Raw genomic sequence first — 16,314 nt, forward strand, 5'->3', positions numbered from 1 at the left:
ATGCGCGCGCGCCAAGGCTGGTTGCGAAGTCAGGACGGGACCAAACTGTGGTATCGCAGCATCGGCGCAGGTCCGCCGATCCTCTGTTGTAACGGGCTCGGCGTCCCGTCGTATTTTTGGCGCCATTTAGCCGCGCATTTCGCCGACAGCCATCAAGTCATCTGCTGGGATTATCGTGGTCACGGCCGCTCTGATCAACCACCGCATTTAGCGCGGCTCCGCTTCGACGATCTCGCCGCGGATGGCATCCAACTAGTACGCCATCTGGAACTCTCGAACGTTGTCGGCATCGGTCACAGCGCAGGATTCCAAGTCCTGCTCGGCATGTACGCCGCCGCGCCCGCAGCGTTTGCGCAACTGATTTCCGTGCAAGGCACGGCCGGTCGGACGCTCAGTGATTTCGGCGATTCCCCGTACGGTCGTCTCAGTTTCGATCTCTTTTATTTGCTGAGCGTCTTTTACCCGAACGCGGTGCAACTGGCGCTAGAGGCGCTGTTGCGGACGCCATTACCGTACTACATCGGCGGACTACTCGGTTGGCTCGACACGCAAAAACTGCGGCGCCGCGAAATGCAACATTACTTCGACCATATTCGCCGTCTCACACCGCTCGGCTTCGCCACACTCGCCCAGGCCGCCGAGGCCTACAACATGGAGCACGTGCTGCAAACCATTCGCATCCCGACGCTGCTGATCGCCACGGAACATGACGACTTCGTCCCGACGCGCGTCGTACACACGATGCAACGGCGCATTCCTGACTCAACGATAGCGATCGTGCACGGCGCCACCCATGCCGCGCTGATGGAATGTCCCGATCAAGTCAATGCACTCGTGGAGCAATTTCTTGGCACTACGAAGTCTGGGCAATGAACGAACCCCGCCCCAAGGGGCGGGGTATCCACCTCCCTCTCCCTTTGGGGAGAGGGTTGGGTGAGGGGGAGACCATCAGGACTCTCACTATTTTGCATCCTCCCCCTCACCCTAGCCCTCTCCCCAAAGGGAGAGGGAATGCAGAGGCCGTGCGCCGACGGCGCAAGGCATTTCACCTGGGGAGATTGAATACCAGCGCATCGCCGGCGACATCGACCGTAACGTGTTGCCCCGGCGTGATCACACCCTCGAGCAGCTGCAGCGCCAATGGATCCAATAGTTCCCGCTGGATCGCACGCTTCAACGGCCGCGCACCATAGGCCGGATCCCACCCGGCGCGGGCCAAGAAGGCCTTGGCCGCCGCCGAACACGTGAGCGACAATTGCTGCCCTGCCAGATGCCCCGCCACCCGCCGCAATTGGATCTCGACGATCTGCTCAATGCGTTCCGGCGTCAACGCATCGTAGGTGACGATATCGTCGATGCGATTGAGAAACTCCGGCCGGAAGTGGCTGCGCAGCCCTTCCTCCGTAGCGGCAACGTTTGAGGTCATGATAATGACCGTATTCGTGAAATCGACGGTGCGGCCCTGGCTGTCGGTCAGCCGCCCGTCGTCCAGGATTTGGAGCAAGATATTAAAGACATCGTGATGCGCCTTTTCGATTTCATCGAACAGCACTACCGCATACGGACGTCGCCGCACGGCTTCGGTTAACTGCCCACCCTCTTCGTATCCCACATACCCGGGCGGTGCGCCGATCAAGCGGGCCACGGTATGTTTTTCCATATACTCACTCATATCGATCCGCACCATCGCCGCTTCGTCATCGAATAAAAATTCCGCCAGCGCCCGTGCCGTTTCCGTCTTGCCGACCCCGGTCGGGCCCAAAAAAAGAAACGACCCAATCGGCCGATGCGGATCCTGCAAGCCGGCGCGTGCGCGCCGGACCGCATTGGCGACCTTGCGCACCGCCGCGTCTTGCCCAACGACCCGCTCGCGCAAGCGTTCTTCCATCCGCAATAATTTGGCCCGTTCCCCTTCTAATAACCGCGTCACCGGAATCCGCGTCCACTTGGCCACCACTTCCGCGATATCTTCTTCCGTGACTTCTTCTTGTAACATCCGTCCACCCGTCTGGAGCGCAGCGAGTGCGGCTTGTCCGGTCTCCAATTGCTTTTCGAGCTGCCACATCACGCCGTATTTTAATTCCGCGGCGCGGTTCAAATCGCCGCTCCGTTCGGCGCGATCCTGATCGGCGCGCGCTTGTTCGATCGCCTCTTTGGTCTTGCGGATCTTGCTGATCGCCGCCTTTTCCTGCTGCCACCGCGCCTTCAACGTATCGCTGTTCGTTTGCAGCTCGGCGAGGGACACCTCCAACCGTGTCAGTCGGTCCCGACTCGCCGCATCGATTTCTTTCTTCAACGCCTCGCGCTCGATCTGTAATTGCCGCAACCGCCGATCGATCTCGTCAATCTCGGTCGGCAAGCTGTCGATCTCGATCCGCAACTTGCTGGCGGCCTCATCCATCAAGTCGATCGCCTTATCCGGAAGGAAGCGGTCGGTGATGTAACGGTGCGCCAACGTTGCCGCAGCGACCAGCGCCCCATCTTGAATCCGCACGCCATGATGCACTTCGTAGCGCTCCTTCAAACCACGCAGGATCGCGATCGCATCTTCGACGCTCGGTTCGCCCACTACAACCGGTTGGAAACGCCGCTCTAACGCCGCATCTTTTTCGATATGTTTTCGAAATTCATCGAGTGTGGTCGCGCCGATACACCGCAATTGCCCGCGCGCCAGGGCGGGTTTCAGCATGTTGGAGGCGTCCATCGCCCCCTCCGCCGCACCCGCGCCTACCACCGTGTGCAGCTCATCGATAAAGAGGACAATCTCGCCTTCTGACCGCTCCACCTCTTGCAGCACGGCCTTGAGGCGTTCTTCAAACTCTCCACGAAACTTGGCGCCCGCGAGCATCGCCCCCAGGTCGAGCCCCACGACGCGCTTCTTCTTCAGCGATTCCGGCACATCGCCATGCACGATGCGTTGCGCCAGCCCTTCGACGATCGCGGTCTTCCCCACGCCGGGCTCGCCAATCAGCACCGGATTGTTCTTGGTGCGACGGGACAAGACTTGGATCACGCGCCGCACTTCTTCGTCGCGGCCGATCACCGGATCGAGCTTCCCTTTGCGCGCCAGTTCCGTCAGGTCGCGGGCAAAGCGCTCCAACGCGCGATATTTCGATTCCGGATCTTGATCTTGGACCCGCTGCGATCCGCGCAGGCTGACGAGCGCCTTTTCCAATTCACTGCGCGTCACGCCGAAACGCCGCAACAGTTGCGCCGCCTCGCCGCCATGTTCCGCGAGCGCCAGCAACAAATGCTCGACGCTCACGAATCGATCGGTCATCGCGTCGGCTGTCTTGAAGGCCTCGTCAAACACGCGCTGCAAGTCCTTGCCGATGAAGTGCTGGCCGGACGCCGCCCCACTCACTTTCGCGCGCCGCTGCAACAGCTCTTCACAGGCTTGTTGCACCTGCGCCGGCGCGACCCCCACTTTCTGCACCAACGCAGTCGCGAGACCGTCCGACTGCGTGAGCAGTGCCATCAATAAATGCGTGGAGAGTAATTCTTGATGTTCCCGTTGCGCCGCTTGATCTTGCATCAACTGCAAGGCCTCTTGCGCCTTCACCGTCATTTTGTCGAGTCGCATAGGGACGCAAAATGAGACGCCGCCATAAAAAAGTCAAATGTCGTATTGTCCGCGGTGAAGGCGCGAGGGCGGGGCCCCACTCCGCGGGACGCAGGAGGGAAGGGTCAACCCTTCCCCCCCGCAACAGCGGGTCCCCCCTATCCCAGCGTCCCGCGGAGTGGGGCCCCGCCCTCGCTCGTTCCTGCGAAATTTCCTGTACCAAAGGCCGCTCGTAGCGGTGCATACAGGGTCAGCGATCCGGTCAGGACCCACAATAGATCGGGTGCCGCCGCGACCAGTTGCGGGACAGCCGCAAGCGCGCTCTCGGTCACAAACGCCTGGCACCGGCGCAGTTGCGCTGCGACGTCTGCGGCCGCGAGGGCCCGCGCGGAGGGTGGCGTCACGGCGATCCACCGCGTCGCTAACGGTGCCAGGAGGTCCAGCATCTCCGTTACTGGCTTATCGGCCAACGCCCCGAAACAAACGCCCACGTCGCGACCGTCCGCAATCCGACGGAGATAGGCGACGAGCGCCGCTACGCCGGCCGGATTGTGCGCGCCGTCGAAGAGCACGGCGGGATGTCGGCTCCACCACTCGCAGCGGCCGGGCCAGTGTGCCTCCGCAAGCGATGCGACACGCCCGCGTCGCCAACCCAGATCGCGCAGCGCTTGCGCCGCTGCCCACGCCAACCCCGCATTGATCCGCTGATGCGCGCCCGCGAGGCCGAGCGGCACGGACGCCGCAATCGGTTCCGCCCATTGCAGTGGACACCCGAGGGCTCGCGCCGACTCCTCGACCACGGCAGAGACCTCCGGCAGTTGGACGGCGCTGATCACCGGTCGACCCGCTTTCATGATCCCGCATTTCTCCGCAGCAATCGCCGCCACATCGCGCCCCAAATACTCCGCATGATCAATCGCGATCGGCGACAACAACACGAGCACGGGATCCACGACATTGGTCGCATCCAAGCGTCCGCCCAATCCCGTTTCAACGATCACGACATCCGGACGCGTCGCCGCAAAATAGCGGAACGCCAACAGCGTCGAGAATTCGAAATAGGTCAATGACAAGTCGGCCGTGAGTTGGACTGTCGTCTCCGCGCAAGCGGCCAATGCGGCGTGTGCGGCCGGCACGCCGTCGAGTGTAAACCGCTCCGCATAGTCGCAGAGATGCGGCGAGGTATAGACGCCGACACGGTAGCCCGCGTCGCGCAGCAGCGCTGCCAAAAAGGCCGCCGTCGACCCCTTCCCATTGGTCCCGGCGATGTGCAGCGTCGGCACCGCCAATTCCGGATGCTGCAAACGCGCGCAAGCGGCGTGCATCCGCTCCAATCCGAAGTGCATCCGCCGCTCACTGCGGCGGTCGAGGTCCAGCAGCAGATCGTCGTATCGCCACGGCATGCGCTATGCTCGGATCTTCAATGCGACCATCGTGATGTCATCTTGTTGCAGGGATCGCGGCGCAAATTGTGCCACCGTGTGTTGCACCCGTCGAATCATCTCGCTGGCCGACGCAGTGCCGGCCGCCCGGATCGCCGCCGCCAGTCGGCGCGTCCCGAAATAACGCCCACGCGCGCCGCGCAGACCGGTCAATCCGTCGGTATAGAGGAAGAGGCAATCGCCGCGCCGCACCGGGACATGCCCGACTTGCAGTGCGAGCGTCCGTTCCGCCCCTAATACGGTGCCGCCCTGCAACAACGGAACGGCGCGTGTTGCGGCCATTCGACACCAGAGCGGCGGCGGATGTCCTGCCACACAGTAATGAATCAACCGCGAGTCCGGATCGAATCGGAGCACGGCACACGACACAAATTGCTCGGCGCGGGCCAAGTCCGCATACAGGGCCTGGTTGGTCCGTTGCAACACGGTTGCCACGTCGTGGCCCGGGATCGTCAGTTCGGCGCGCAACACCGCGCGGACGGCGGCCATCGAGAGCGCCGCCGCGACGTTGTGTCCCGCGACGTCGGCGATAACGACATTCACGGTGCCGTCGTCCCCGCGCACCACATCGAAATAATCGCCCCCGACCCGCGCGGCGGGGAGACAAATGCCTCCCACATCCACCCCGGACAGCCGCAGAGGCATCGTCGGCAAAAATGACTGTTGAATCTGGCGCGCCACCTCCAACTCTCGCTCCACGGCCCGCGCCTGGACTTGTTGCTCGGCCAATGCGCACAGATGCAGATACGCGGCGGCTTGGTTGGCCAGCGTCGTCAGCACGGTGAGATCGCGGGCGGAAAATGGCGTCCCATCGCATTTATCGGTCAGGTTGATCACGCCGAGCGACTGCCCCCGCACATGGAGCGGCACGGCGGCGACTGGCGCGACGAGAAATGAATGTCCACGATACCGGCGCCGTCGTGTGGCTTCCCGCGTGTTCCGCGCATCCGTGACCAATTGTGGTGTCCGTTCCGAAAAGACGCGTCCACTGATCCCTTCACCCGGTTGCACCAGCACCCGCTCCACGACATGCGCCGGCATGCCGCGGGCCGCCACGACGCGCAAGCCTCCGGCGCTCGCGTCGTATTGCATCAACGAGGCATGTTCGACGGGGATCAGCCGCACTGCCTCTTCCAATAACAATGCGCAAATCCGCTGCAGATCGTGCGTTTCCGTAATGGCCCGACTCAAGCGATGCACTGCCGCTAAGGCCGCATGTTCAAACGTTGCATCAGACATGACACACCATCGTGAAATAATTTTTCCGTGCCCGTCGCACCACCCGGCACTGCCGACACCATTGTTGAATCAACGGCAACCCGCGACCCTGACACTGCTCCGGACCCGGCATCACGGCACGGCGCGGCAACCCGAACGCTCGCCCGGTATCGATCACCGTCAACGTGCAGCGGCGCGCGTGGAACCGGATGCGCACCTCGATCCAGCGCCGCATATCGCGCCCATGCGCGTGCGCGATCGCGTTATTGATCGCTTCCGTCAGCACTAGCCCGGCACGCCACAGGTGGGAGGAAGACGCTCGCGGTCGCAGCCCACGGCGCAGCGCCACCAATACGGCCCGCAGCCAAGGGAGATAACGCGGATCGCTCCGAATCGCGACCGTCAACGCCGCGGTCTCCAGCTTCATGCCTCATGTCCTAATTCGTCGTGACGGCAAATCGTTGGCACGCCTCGTCCGTCGTCGTGCAAATTTCAAAATGTCGATGCAGACGCGTAATTTCGAAGATCGACTGGACGTCACTGGAGAGGGCCGCCAGCCGCACATCCCCGGCATGTTCGCGCAGCCGCCGCTTCAGCGCCAATAGAGCCCCGAGACCGACGCTGTCGATGAAATCCAGCCCGCTCCCGTCGAGAATCAGTTGGCGGACGCCGTCGTCGCACAGGCCCTGTGCCGACCGCTTAAAATCGTCGACCGTCGAGGCATCCAAACTCCCCTGGCAGGCAAGAATTGCGAGCGACTTCCCCTTCCGCGCGACCACGATTTCCATACGCCCCCCCTACTGCCGCAGCCCGTATTGGCGAATTTTTCGATACAGCGTCGCTTGACCGATCCGCAATCGCTTCGCTGCCTCGCCCACATTCCACACACACTTCTCGAGCGCGGATTCGATCGCGTAGCGCTCTACCATGTCGAGCGGCAGCACGCCACTCGCATCGCCGCCCTGATTGACCACGGCCCGCGGCCGCCCGGCGACGCGCGGTGACTTTTGCAACTGCGGCGGGAGGTGCTTCGGCTTGACGCGAGTGTCGTTATGCAACACGACGACGCGTTCAATGACGTTTTCCAGCTCGCGGACATTGCCCGGCCAGGTGTGCGCACAGAGCAGGCCCATTGCATCGGGGGCGATATCGACGAAGGGCTTCTCCAATTTCTGCGCAAACCGTTCCATGAAGGCCCGCGCCAAGACCGGGACATCCTCGGCACGTTCCCGCAACGGCGGGATATGGATCGGCACAACGTTCAAACGATAATATAAATCTTCTCGAAAATGACCGCGCTGCACTTCCGCTTGCACGTCGCGATTGGTCGCCGCCACGAACCGGAGATCGACGGTAATCCGCTCGCTCCCGCCGACACGCATGAAACTCCGTTCCTGCAACAAGCGCAGGATCTTGACTTGGAGCGCCAACGGCATCTCGCAAATTTCATCCAGGAATAACGTCCCTTGATGCGCCCGCTCGCAACAGCCGGTGTAACGCCGCTCCGCGCCGGTAAAAGCGCCTCGCTCATGACCGAACAACTCGTTCTCGAGCAGATTCTCCGGAATCGCCCCGCAATTGATGTCCATGAAGATCTGCTCGGCCCGCAGACTGAATTGATGGATGGCGCGCGCGACCAGCTCTTTGCCCGTGCCCGACTCGCCGGTCAACAACACGGTCGCGTTCGTCGGAGCCACAGTCCGGATCAATTGAAACACTTCCTGCATCTTCGCACTTTGGCCCAACATCCCGGCGAACTTGTGTGGCCACCCCATCTGCTGTTCCAGGAAAAAGACCCGCTTCGTCAATCGGTAGAGTTTGACGGCGTGTTCCAACAGATGGCGGAAACGATTCGCTTCGACCGGCCAGCGGAGGTAATCGTGCGCGCCTCCTTTGACCAACTCCACGGCCGTCTCCACCGAACTCCCCTCGCCCGCGAGGATCAGCACCGGTAAATGTTCATCGAACTGTTGCGCGACGGACAGCACATCGCGCGCCAGATCGTGCGACGCGCCGATCTGAACCAGCACCGTTTCCGGCGGTTCCAGCGCGAACATCGCCTGATAATCTTCGGCACTCGCGTGCTTGATCGACCACGCGGCATCGGGGAGCAAGTCCTCGACCGCTCGGCCGTTCGCTGTCGGATCCCGGACCAACAGGACACGGTATTGCATTACGCCTCCCGCGCCGACGATTTCTTCCGAAACTCATCCACTTCGATATTGAATTTCTTCACGATCTTTTTGAAGTTACTGCGATCCATCCCCGCCTTTTGCGCGGCATACGACAAATTGCCGTTGGTTTGGCGTAACAAATTGGAGAGATAGGCGCGGTTGAAGGCCCACATCGCCCGATCCTTTGCTTCCTGATAATTAAATTGCGAGAGATCGGTCGCCACCGGCTCTTCCGCCAAATAGAAACTTTCTCCCAAAATGCGCGGCGGCAGATCCCGCACCGTCACGGTATCGCCGGTTACGAGCACGACCGCCCGCTCAATGACATTCTCCAACTCACGCACGTTCCCCACCCATTGGTAATTCTGCATCACTTGCAAGGCGTCAATCGCAATCTTCGTCACTTCTTTTTCCATTTTCTTACTGTATTTTTGCAGGAAGTGGTACGCGAGTAGCGGAATGTCTTCGGGCCGATCCCGCAGCGGCGGCATCGTGACTTGAATCACATTAAGCCGATAATATAGATCTTCGCGAAATTTTCCCTCTTTCACCGACTGCGCGAGTTCGCGATTCGTCGCCGCCAACAGGCGGACATCGATGTGGCGGCTCTGATTCCCACCGACCGGCCGGATCTCTCCCTCTTGGAGCGCACGGAGCAACTTCACCTGAATACTCGACGGGATTTCGCCGATCTCATCGAGGAAAATCGTACCCCCGTCGGCCTCCTCGAAGAGTCCCTTTTTCTCGGCAATCGCCCCGGTAAACGAGCCGCGTTGGTGCCCGAATAATTCGCTCTCCAACAAGGGTTCGGGTAATGCGGCGCAATTGATGATCACAAACGGGCGCGTACTCCGTTTCGAGCGCTGATGAATGGCGCGCGCGACCAGTTCCTTCCCCGTCCCCGACTCCCCAAGAATCAGCACCGTCGAAGTCGTCGCGGCGACACTCTCGATCGTTTGAAAGACCTCCTGCGTCTTGCGACTCTTCCCGACAATCCCCTCGTAGACGAATTTATCCGATCCCTGTCGCTCGAAGCGGCGCAGCTTCTGCATCAGATGGAATTTTTCCATCGCCTTCTGGATCGCCATCACGACCTTCGTGATATCTTCGAACGGCTTGGTGAGATAATCGTAGGCTCCCATCTTAATGGCCTGCACCGCCGTCTCGACCGTGCCGACGCCGGTGATGATGATCACTTCCGTCGCATGCTGGTTGGCGCGGATATATTCCAGCAATTGCATGCCGCTGTAGCCGGGGAGGTTGATGTCGATCACCGCCACTTCGACCATTTGGCGATTCAGACATTCCACCGCTTCCGTTCCGGAGCGCGCCACTTCCACGCTCCACCCTTCCTCCTTGGCGACACGCTCGAACACCTTCACGAGCGACTCGTCGTCATCCACGATCAGCAGATTGGTCCGCTTAAACATAATCACCTCGTTGGTTCGCGGGCGCATCGGAGGCGCCCTGTTGACGACGCAATTTTTCCACTAAGGTCGTGCGATTGAGCTGTAACAGGCCCGCCGCGCGATTCTTATTGCCGCCCGACATCTGCAGGGCCTGCTGAATCAGCGATTGCTCGAACTCCAACACGGCGGCTTTTAATGAGAGCCCCGTGACCGGCAACACGACCTGCGGCGGTTGGTACGGCTGCGGGAGCGTCTGCAACGCGGCCGGCAGATCGGCGACCTCGACCACGCCCTGTCCCTTCAACACGACGATCCGCTCGATCAAATTTTCCAGCTCCCGCACGTTACCGGGCCATCGATACTGCTCCAGGCAGGCCACTGCGTCCCGCGAAAACCCGCTCACCGCGCGACCATTTACCTGATTAAAGTGGTCCAGAAAGTGTTGCGCCAGCAACGCGACATCGCCGGTCCGCTCCTGCAGGTTCGGCAATTTCACGGGAATGACATTCAATCGGTAGTAGAGATCCTCGCGGAAACGACGGTCTTGCACCGCCACCTCAAGGTCCTGATTGGTCGCGGCGACAATCCGCACATCGACGTCCATCACCTGTGCGGAACCGACCGGCTCGAAACGTCGTTCTTGCAACACGCGCAACAATTTGACTTGCAACTTCGGACTCATCTCCCCGATCTCATCCAGCAAGATCGTACCGCCATGCGCGGCTTCGAATTTTCCCGCCCGCGTGGCCACGGCACCCGTAAATGCCCCGCGCACATGACCAAAGAGTTCCGCCTCCAACAGGTCTTCCGGAATCGCCCCACAATTGACGGCCACAAACGGGCCTTGCGTGCGATGACTCCGGTGATGCAGCGCTCGCGCCACCAGCTCTTTGCCGGTCCCCGATTCCCCAAGCAACAAGACGGTGCTGTCGGTCGCCGCCACTTTTTCGATCAGGTCGAACACCTCGCCCATCACCGGCGAGCGGCCGATGATCTCAGGAAAGCCGACTTGCTGCTGCAACGCGACCTTTAGCGCGCGGTTTTCCACGCGCAGCCGCCGATATTCGAGGGCCGTCCCGACGAGTTGCCGAATCGCCTCGAGCTCGAACGGCTTCGTCAAATAGTGATAGGCGCCGGCGCGCATCGCCTCGACGGCCGAGGAAATCGTCCCGAAGCCGGTCATGACGATCGCGACCAGTTCCGGATCGCGCGCATGGAGTGCCTGCACCAGCTCAATGCCGTTTCGCTCCGGCATCATCAGATCGACGAGCGCGGCATCGAATGGCCTCCGCTCCGCCAACGCAATCCCTTCGTCGACCGTGCCGGCACAACCGACGTGATACCCGAGATCAGTCAGAAATTTTTCCAACGCCCGGCGAATGACGGCCTCGTCATCGACGACTAAAATAGATTCCTGCCGCATAGCCCCTCCACTTCAACTCGGTTGTGGTAATGCACCGACCAGTCCCCCGGACGCCTCCACGACATGCACGGCCTCTGCCTGCGGGAGACCGATCCGAAACGTCGTCCCCTTCCCCTCCTCACTCTCGACGTGAATCGTCCCGTTATGTTCGCGAATAATCCGATACGTGATCGACAAGCCAAGGCCGGTCCCCTTCCCCGGTCCTTTGGTGGTGAAAAACGGATCGAAGATCTTATTCAGCAGTTCACGCCGGATCCCAACGCCGTTATCGATGACTTCCACAACGACCTGCCGCTGTTCCGCCGCGTGACGCACGCGGATCGTGATCGCGCCGCCCTTTGGCATCGCTTGCGCGGCATTCGTCAGGAGATTCAAGAAGACTTGTTGCAGCCGATTGCCGTCGCCGAAGACCGGTGGCAGATTGGTGGCGATTTCCGTATGGAGACGCAGATTCAGCGACAGAAATTCGCGCCGCAAGAATCCGAACACTTTTTCAATCAAGGGACCGATATCGACGGCCGTCTTCTCGCGACCGGAGGAGACGCGCGAGAAATCGAGCAAGTCTTGGACGATCTTCTTACAACGTAATGCCGCGCGCTCGATTTCTTCCAGATCCGCGCGCACCGAATCGCCGTCCTGAAACTCGCGCATCAGTAATTGGGTAAAGGCCAGAATGCCGCCGAGTGGATTATTAATTTCGTGCGCCACACCACCCGCGAGCATGCCGATCGCCGCCATTTTTTCTTGCTGCACTAACTCTTGCTGCAGCCGCCGTTCTTCCGTGATGTCGCGGTAGTGCATCACCAGCGCATACTCTTGCCCTTTGGCTCCGGGAAAAGGATAGGCGAGGACTTCGTATTCACGTGCGCCGATGGCGTGGTTGAGTTGGCTCTTGGCTTGCCAGTCGCGCCGCATCGCTTCCGCCGCCGGACAACCTTGGCACGGCTGTTTGCGGTGCGCAAAAATTTCGTAGCAGCGCTGCCCGACCAATTCGCGAATATCGATCCCGGCCCGCGCCGCCATCGCCAAATTCGCGCGTTGAATGCGGTATTGGCGATCGAGCACACTGACCGGATCTTGGATGGCATCGAAGGTCGATTCCCAGAGATATTTGCCGCGCGACAGGAGGTCGACAAGTCGCTCTAATTCGACAATCTTTTCTTTCAATCCCCGGGTTGGCGCCTTCGCCGCCACCAACTTGGGCGGCTTGCGCGGTACGGCCACGACGCGTGTTGTGATGCCCCCCTTAGCCATCGGGTAGGATGGTACCCAATTAATTTCATTATGGGAAGTCCATAATACCCTGTGCACTTTAACCCAATAACAAATATGGTAATTTTCACGCGGCAATCGAAACCCACTGGGAGGGTGCCTTGCGTGCGCACGTCTGTACGCACGTATACACGCTTTGCTTGACCCTCTTCCCGAGGTGTGCGACTGCGAGCCGCGATGAGTCAGCACTATGCGCGCGCAGGTGTCGATTTAGGGGCGGCCGATGAGTTTATCGCACGCATCGCACCCCATGCGCGCTCGACCACTCGCCCGGAGGTCTTGGCCGGGGTCGGCGGGTTCGCCGCCCATTTGGCCCTCGATCTGGCTCGCTATCGCGCACCGATCATTGTCACTTCGACCGACGGCGTCGGCACCAAATTGCGCGTCGCCATTGAAACGGCCACGCTCGACACGATCGGCATCGATCTCGTCGCAATGTGCGCCAATGACATCGCGTGCTCCGGAGCCGCCCCGCTGGCCTTCCTCGACTACTTCGCCACCGGAAAACTCGCGCCTACGTACCACGCACCGATCATTGCCGGCATTGCCAACGCCTGCCGCACCATCGGCTGCGCACTGGTTGGCGGGGAAACGGCAGAGCTGCCAGGCATGTACACCGGCACCGATTTCGATTTGGCCGGCTTTGTCATCGGACTGGTGGATCGCGACCGACTGATCGACGGCCACACTATCCAACCGGGCCAAGTCGTGGTGGGCATCGCCGCCACCGGATTTCACAGCAACGGCTACTCACTCTTACGCCGCGTGTTGTTGGAAGAACAGCGGCTCCAACTCACCGATCGCTTCCCGGAGATGCCGGCCTCGGTTGGCGAAGTCTTGCTCACGCCGACGGCCCTCTACAGCCCGCTCGTGGCCCAACTCATGACGGCCGGACGCATCCACGGGATTGCGCATATCACCGGCGGCGGCCTGACCGGGAATATCCCCCGCATCTTGCCCGCAACATGTCAGATGCGTTTCCACTGGTCGCGATGGACACTGCCAACGCCGTTTGCCGTAGTGCAACGTATGGCCGGCTTGAGCGATGCCGAACTGCGGACGGTTTTGAATTGCGGCATTGGACTCGTCGTGATCGTCGACGCGGCCTTCGCCACGACGGCGTGCGAGACCGCCACGGCTGCGGGTTTTGCCGCGCACGCGATCGGCGAAATCGTCGCGCGCCCGAGCAACGCGGAACCGATCGTCTATGTGTAACCTCGCGTATGGCTGAAAAGTCCACCAATCGACGTACGCACCCAATGATCGCTGTGCTCGCCTCCGGCGAGGGGACTAATTTTCAAGCCCTGCTCGATGCCGACGCGGCTGGACAACTCCACGCCACCATCGCGCTGCTGCTGACCAACAACCCTCAAGCGCGGGCCATTGAACGCGCCCAACGGGCCAATATTCCGCACGTCGTGATACCAAACCACCGGGATCGGAATCTCCTTGGCACCGCCATTCTGGATGCGCTGCAAGCGACTTCCGTGCAGCTCCTCTGCCTCGCCGGCTTCATGCGCGTGCTCGCTCCAGCCGTCATCGCCGCCTATCCCCGCCGTATCCTCAACATTCATCCTGCGCTGTTGCCCAAATTTCCAGGCCTCCACGCCGTCCAACAGGCCCTCACGGCCGGCGTCACCGAGACCGGGTGCACTGTCCATTTAGTTGATGAGGGAATCGATACCGGCCCGATCATCCTGCAGGAGCGCGTCCCGATCCTCCCCGGCGACACCGAAGCCAGCCTCGCGGCCCGTATTCATGCTGTCGAACACCGCGTGTATCCGCGAGCGGTAAAACTATTTCTCTCGACAGCCACTACTTGACTCCGCCCCGACCTCCGCTTAAAGCCGTGACATGCCACTCAGCCCCCAGACGTATTGCGTCCTGATGTGCGGCGGAGAGGGGACGAGATTTGCCCCACTCTCCACCCCCGACTGCCCCAAACAATTCTTGCGCCTCTTCGGCACCCGCAGCTTGCTGCAAGAGACTTACAACCGATGCGAGGCCCTGGTGCCACCGCAGCGGGTTTTTGCCAGCACGAACTACCGCTACGTCCCGCTGATTCGGGAACATCTACCACAACTGCCGAGCGACAATATCATTGCGGAACCGCTCAAAAAAAACACCGCGCCGGCACTTGCGTTGGCCGCTGCCATTTTGGCTCGTCGTGATCCCGAGGCGATCATGGTGGCGCTGCCGGCCGATCACATGATCGTCAACCTCGCAACTTTTCAACAAGCGCTTCAGACTGCGGAACGGATCGCCATCGACGGCGATTACCTCGTGACGTTGGGAATTCGCCCGGATCGGCCCGCCACGGAATATGGCTACATCTGCGGAGGCGTTCCGCTCTCCGCCTCGGCCTCACTGGTGGAACGCTTTGTCGAGAAACCAAATCACGCCCTCGCAGTTTCGTATCTCGCGAACGGTCGCTATTATTGGAACAGTGGAATGTTTATTTGGCGGGCGCGGCGACTCCTCACGGAAATCGCCGCCCATTTACCCGAACTCGACCGCGCCGTCCGGCTGTTGGCCGACCGCAAGATTTCATTGTCCGGCCACGATCCGCTGATCGACGACTACTTCGCCACCGCACCGGAAATTTCCATCGACTACGGCGTGATGGAACGTTCGCAGCGCGTCGCGATGATCCCGGTCGAATGCGGGTGGAGCGACGTCGGCTCTTGGGAAGGATTGCGGGAATTCGTGCAACGGGAAGGACTCGCCGTGGCGCCGGAAGTCCGGCCGCTGCTGACCCAACACGGATGAACGCCTTCACGCGCTGCGTTGCGGGAGTGGCAGGACTAGCGATCCTCGGTGTCAGCGGGGCACTGGCAGCCCGCGAACCGTTTCCGGCCCATGGACCGATTCCATATCGCCACCAACACCCCCTCTATCTCCAGAGCCTCGGACTCACGCCGATGCGCGCCGTCGCGCTGCCGCGTGGCGACGGCGTGGTCGGGCTGCGGATGGAGCATTCGAATATTTTCGAACAATTCATCAACACGACTGCCGACGTGCGCATCGATACGGAACAGCTGCGCATGACCGTGGATCTGGCCTACGGCCTCCCGCATAACTTTACGCTGGAGGCGGAAATCCCGTTCGTCCACACCGGGGGCGGTCGTCTCGACAGCTTCCTGCAGTGGTGGCATAGCGTCCTCGGCGTGCCGAACGCGGGGCGAGAATTTTTTACCAACGATCAACACGTCTTCCGCATCCTCGATCGCCCGAGCGGCGCGGAACGCTACCAAGTCGCCCCGATTCCGTTGGCACTCGGCGATGCGAGCCTCCGACTCCGCCATCACCTCGTGACCGAAACCGCGCGACGCCCAGCGATCGGCTGGTTTGCGGCGTGCGAATTCCCGACGGGCAAGCGCTCCCAAGGGCTTGGGAATGGGAACCTCGATTACGGAGTCGGACTCCTGATGGAAAAAAATGAGGGCCGTTGGCATGGGTATTTCAACGGCGGCTATTTCGTCAGTGCCGGTACACCGGCACTGGCCGATGCGATCCATCCGATCCAATTCAACTATGTTGTCGGAGGGGAATTCAGCGTCTCGCGGCAAGTGGCACTCCATGCACAACTACACGGAGGCACGCCGCTCCTGACCGGACTCGGCGATACCCGGTGGGATTCGTTTCCGCTCGATCTCATGATGGGGATGTCCGGCGAGCATCCGGTCGGTGCCCATGGAGAGCGAATACTCTGGCAAGTCGGCCTCTCGGAAGACCTGAATGCCAACGGCCCGTCGATCGACGTCACGTTGTTCGGCAGGGTCGGATGGCGATGGAAGGGATTGTAAAAAACGTG

14 protein-coding genes are annotated in these 16,314 nt (G+C 61.0%); 5 read left to right on the top strand and 9 right to left on the bottom strand.

Annotated features, from left to right (window positions below; genetic code table 11):
- Positions 1 to 873, top strand: coding sequence for an alpha/beta hydrolase (locus HY696_03500; protein ID MBI4237470.1), 873 nt, complete (start codon positions 1 to 3; stop codon positions 871 to 873).
- A 172-nt stretch (positions 874 to 1,045) separates the two neighbouring features.
- Here HY696_03500 and clpB read toward each other — a convergent pair whose 3' ends face one another.
- The 9 genes from clpB to HY696_03545 all read right to left on the bottom strand — a co-directional run bounded on the left by clpB (position 1,046) and on the right by HY696_03545 (position 12,482).
- Positions 1,046 to 3,583: an ATP-dependent chaperone ClpB gene (gene clpB / locus HY696_03505; protein MBI4237471.1), complete on the bottom strand. Its 2,538-nt coding sequence runs from the start codon at positions 3,581 to 3,583 to the stop codon at positions 1,046 to 1,048.
- 137 nt (positions 3,584 to 3,720) lie between these two features.
- Entirely contained in the window at positions 3,721 to 4,965 is a 1,245-nt protein-coding gene (locus HY696_03510; protein ID MBI4237472.1) for a bifunctional folylpolyglutamate synthase/dihydrofolate synthase, read from the bottom strand.
- Between the two features lie 3 nt (positions 4,966 to 4,968).
- Positions 4,969 to 6,243: a SpoIIE family protein phosphatase gene (locus HY696_03515; GenBank protein MBI4237473.1), complete on the bottom strand. Its 1,275-nt coding sequence runs from the start codon at positions 6,241 to 6,243 to the stop codon at positions 4,969 to 4,971.
- Positions 6,236 to 6,649, bottom strand: a complete 414-nt coding sequence (locus tag HY696_03520) for an ATP-binding protein (GenBank protein MBI4237474.1) — start codon at positions 6,647 to 6,649, stop codon at positions 6,236 to 6,238. Before HY696_03520 ends, HY696_03515 begins: the two co-directional genes overlap by 8 nt.
- A gap of 10 nt (positions 6,650 to 6,659) precedes the next feature.
- Entirely contained in the window at positions 6,660 to 7,010 is a 351-nt protein-coding gene (locus tag HY696_03525; protein ID MBI4237475.1) for an STAS domain-containing protein, read from the bottom strand.
- A 9-nt stretch (positions 7,011 to 7,019) separates the two neighbouring features.
- Positions 7,020 to 8,396: a sigma-54-dependent Fis family transcriptional regulator gene (locus tag HY696_03530; GenBank protein MBI4237476.1), complete on the bottom strand. Its 1,377-nt coding sequence runs from the start codon at positions 8,394 to 8,396 to the stop codon at positions 7,020 to 7,022.
- Complete coding sequence (locus tag HY696_03535) at positions 8,396 to 9,826, bottom strand: sigma-54-dependent Fis family transcriptional regulator (protein ID MBI4237477.1); 1,431 nt, start codon at positions 9,824 to 9,826, stop codon at positions 8,396 to 8,398. Before HY696_03535 ends, HY696_03530 begins: the two co-directional genes overlap by 1 nt.
- Positions 9,819 to 11,228, bottom strand: coding sequence for a sigma-54-dependent Fis family transcriptional regulator (locus HY696_03540; protein MBI4237478.1), 1,410 nt, complete (start codon positions 11,226 to 11,228; stop codon positions 9,819 to 9,821). The genes HY696_03535 and HY696_03540 overlap by 8 nt, the downstream gene beginning before the upstream one ends.
- Before the next feature lie 12 nt (positions 11,229 to 11,240).
- The gene (locus tag HY696_03545) at positions 11,241 to 12,482 is read right to left on the bottom strand and encodes a PAS domain-containing protein (GenBank protein MBI4237479.1); all 1,242 of its coding nucleotides are present in this window, start codon (positions 12,480 to 12,482) and stop codon (positions 11,241 to 11,243) included.
- 195 nt (positions 12,483 to 12,677) lie between these two features.
- Here HY696_03545 and HY696_03550 point away from each other — a divergent pair, with 195 nt between their 5' ends.
- Genes HY696_03550 through HY696_03565 form a run of 4 tightly spaced genes read left to right on the top strand, consistent with a single transcriptional unit; the run spans position 12,678 to position 16,306 of the window.
- On the top strand, positions 12,678 to 13,715 hold the full coding sequence (locus HY696_03550) for a phosphoribosylformylglycinamidine cyclo-ligase (GenBank protein ID MBI4237480.1): 1,038 nt from the start codon (positions 12,678 to 12,680) through the stop codon (positions 13,713 to 13,715).
- A gap of 44 nt (positions 13,716 to 13,759) precedes the next feature.
- Positions 13,760 to 14,323 (top strand): phosphoribosylglycinamide formyltransferase, encoded by a 564-nt coding sequence (locus tag HY696_03555; GenBank protein ID MBI4237481.1) that lies wholly within the window; start codon positions 13,760 to 13,762, stop codon positions 14,321 to 14,323.
- A gap of 31 nt (positions 14,324 to 14,354) precedes the next feature.
- On the top strand, positions 14,355 to 15,269 hold the full coding sequence (locus HY696_03560) for a mannose-1-phosphate guanylyltransferase (GenBank protein ID MBI4237482.1): 915 nt from the start codon (positions 14,355 to 14,357) through the stop codon (positions 15,267 to 15,269).
- The gene (locus HY696_03565) at positions 15,266 to 16,306 is read left to right on the top strand and encodes a DUF3187 family protein (protein ID MBI4237483.1); all 1,041 of its coding nucleotides are present in this window, start codon (positions 15,266 to 15,268) and stop codon (positions 16,304 to 16,306) included. Before HY696_03560 ends, HY696_03565 begins: the two co-directional genes overlap by 4 nt.
- The last annotated feature ends 8 nt before the right edge of the window (positions 16,307 to 16,314 follow it).

This window comes from Deltaproteobacteria bacterium, from assembly GCA_016210045.1.
Taxonomy (GTDB): Bacteria; UBA10199; UBA10199.

Excerpts from the sequence above, each read along its gene's own strand:
- HY696_03500 (MBI4237470.1), top strand. The coding sequence starts at position 1 with ATGCGCGCGCGCCAAGGCTGGTTGCGAAGTCAGGACGGGACCAAACTG.
- clpB (MBI4237471.1), bottom strand. The coding sequence starts at position 3,583 with ATGCGACTCGACAAAATGACGGTGAAGGCGCAAGAGGCCTTGCAGTTG.
- HY696_03510 (MBI4237472.1), bottom strand. The coding sequence starts at position 4,965 with ATGCCGTGGCGATACGACGATCTGCTGCTGGACCTCGACCGCCGCAGT.
- HY696_03515 (MBI4237473.1), bottom strand. The coding sequence starts at position 6,243 with ATGTCTGATGCAACGTTTGAACATGCGGCCTTAGCGGCAGTGCATCGC.
- HY696_03520 (MBI4237474.1), bottom strand. The coding sequence starts at position 6,649 with ATGAAGCTGGAGACCGCGGCGTTGACGGTCGCGATTCGGAGCGATCCG.
- HY696_03525 (MBI4237475.1), bottom strand. The coding sequence starts at position 7,010 with ATGGAAATCGTGGTCGCGCGGAAGGGGAAGTCGCTCGCAATTCTTGCC.
- HY696_03530 (MBI4237476.1), bottom strand. The coding sequence starts at position 8,396 with ATGCAATACCGTGTCCTGTTGGTCCGGGATCCGACAGCGAACGGCCGA.
- HY696_03535 (MBI4237477.1), bottom strand. The coding sequence starts at position 9,826 with ATGTTTAAGCGGACCAATCTGCTGATCGTGGATGACGACGAGTCGCTC.
- HY696_03540 (MBI4237478.1), bottom strand. The coding sequence starts at position 11,228 with ATGCGGCAGGAATCTATTTTAGTCGTCGATGACGAGGCCGTCATTCGC.
- HY696_03545 (MBI4237479.1), bottom strand. The coding sequence starts at position 12,482 with ATGGCTAAGGGGGGCATCACAACACGCGTCGTGGCCGTACCGCGCAAG.
- HY696_03550 (MBI4237480.1), top strand. The coding sequence starts at position 12,678 with ATGAGTCAGCACTATGCGCGCGCAGGTGTCGATTTAGGGGCGGCCGAT.
- HY696_03555 (MBI4237481.1), top strand. The coding sequence starts at position 13,760 with ATGATCGCTGTGCTCGCCTCCGGCGAGGGGACTAATTTTCAAGCCCTG.
- HY696_03560 (MBI4237482.1), top strand. The coding sequence starts at position 14,355 with ATGCCACTCAGCCCCCAGACGTATTGCGTCCTGATGTGCGGCGGAGAG.
- HY696_03565 (MBI4237483.1), top strand. The coding sequence starts at position 15,266 with ATGAACGCCTTCACGCGCTGCGTTGCGGGAGTGGCAGGACTAGCGATC.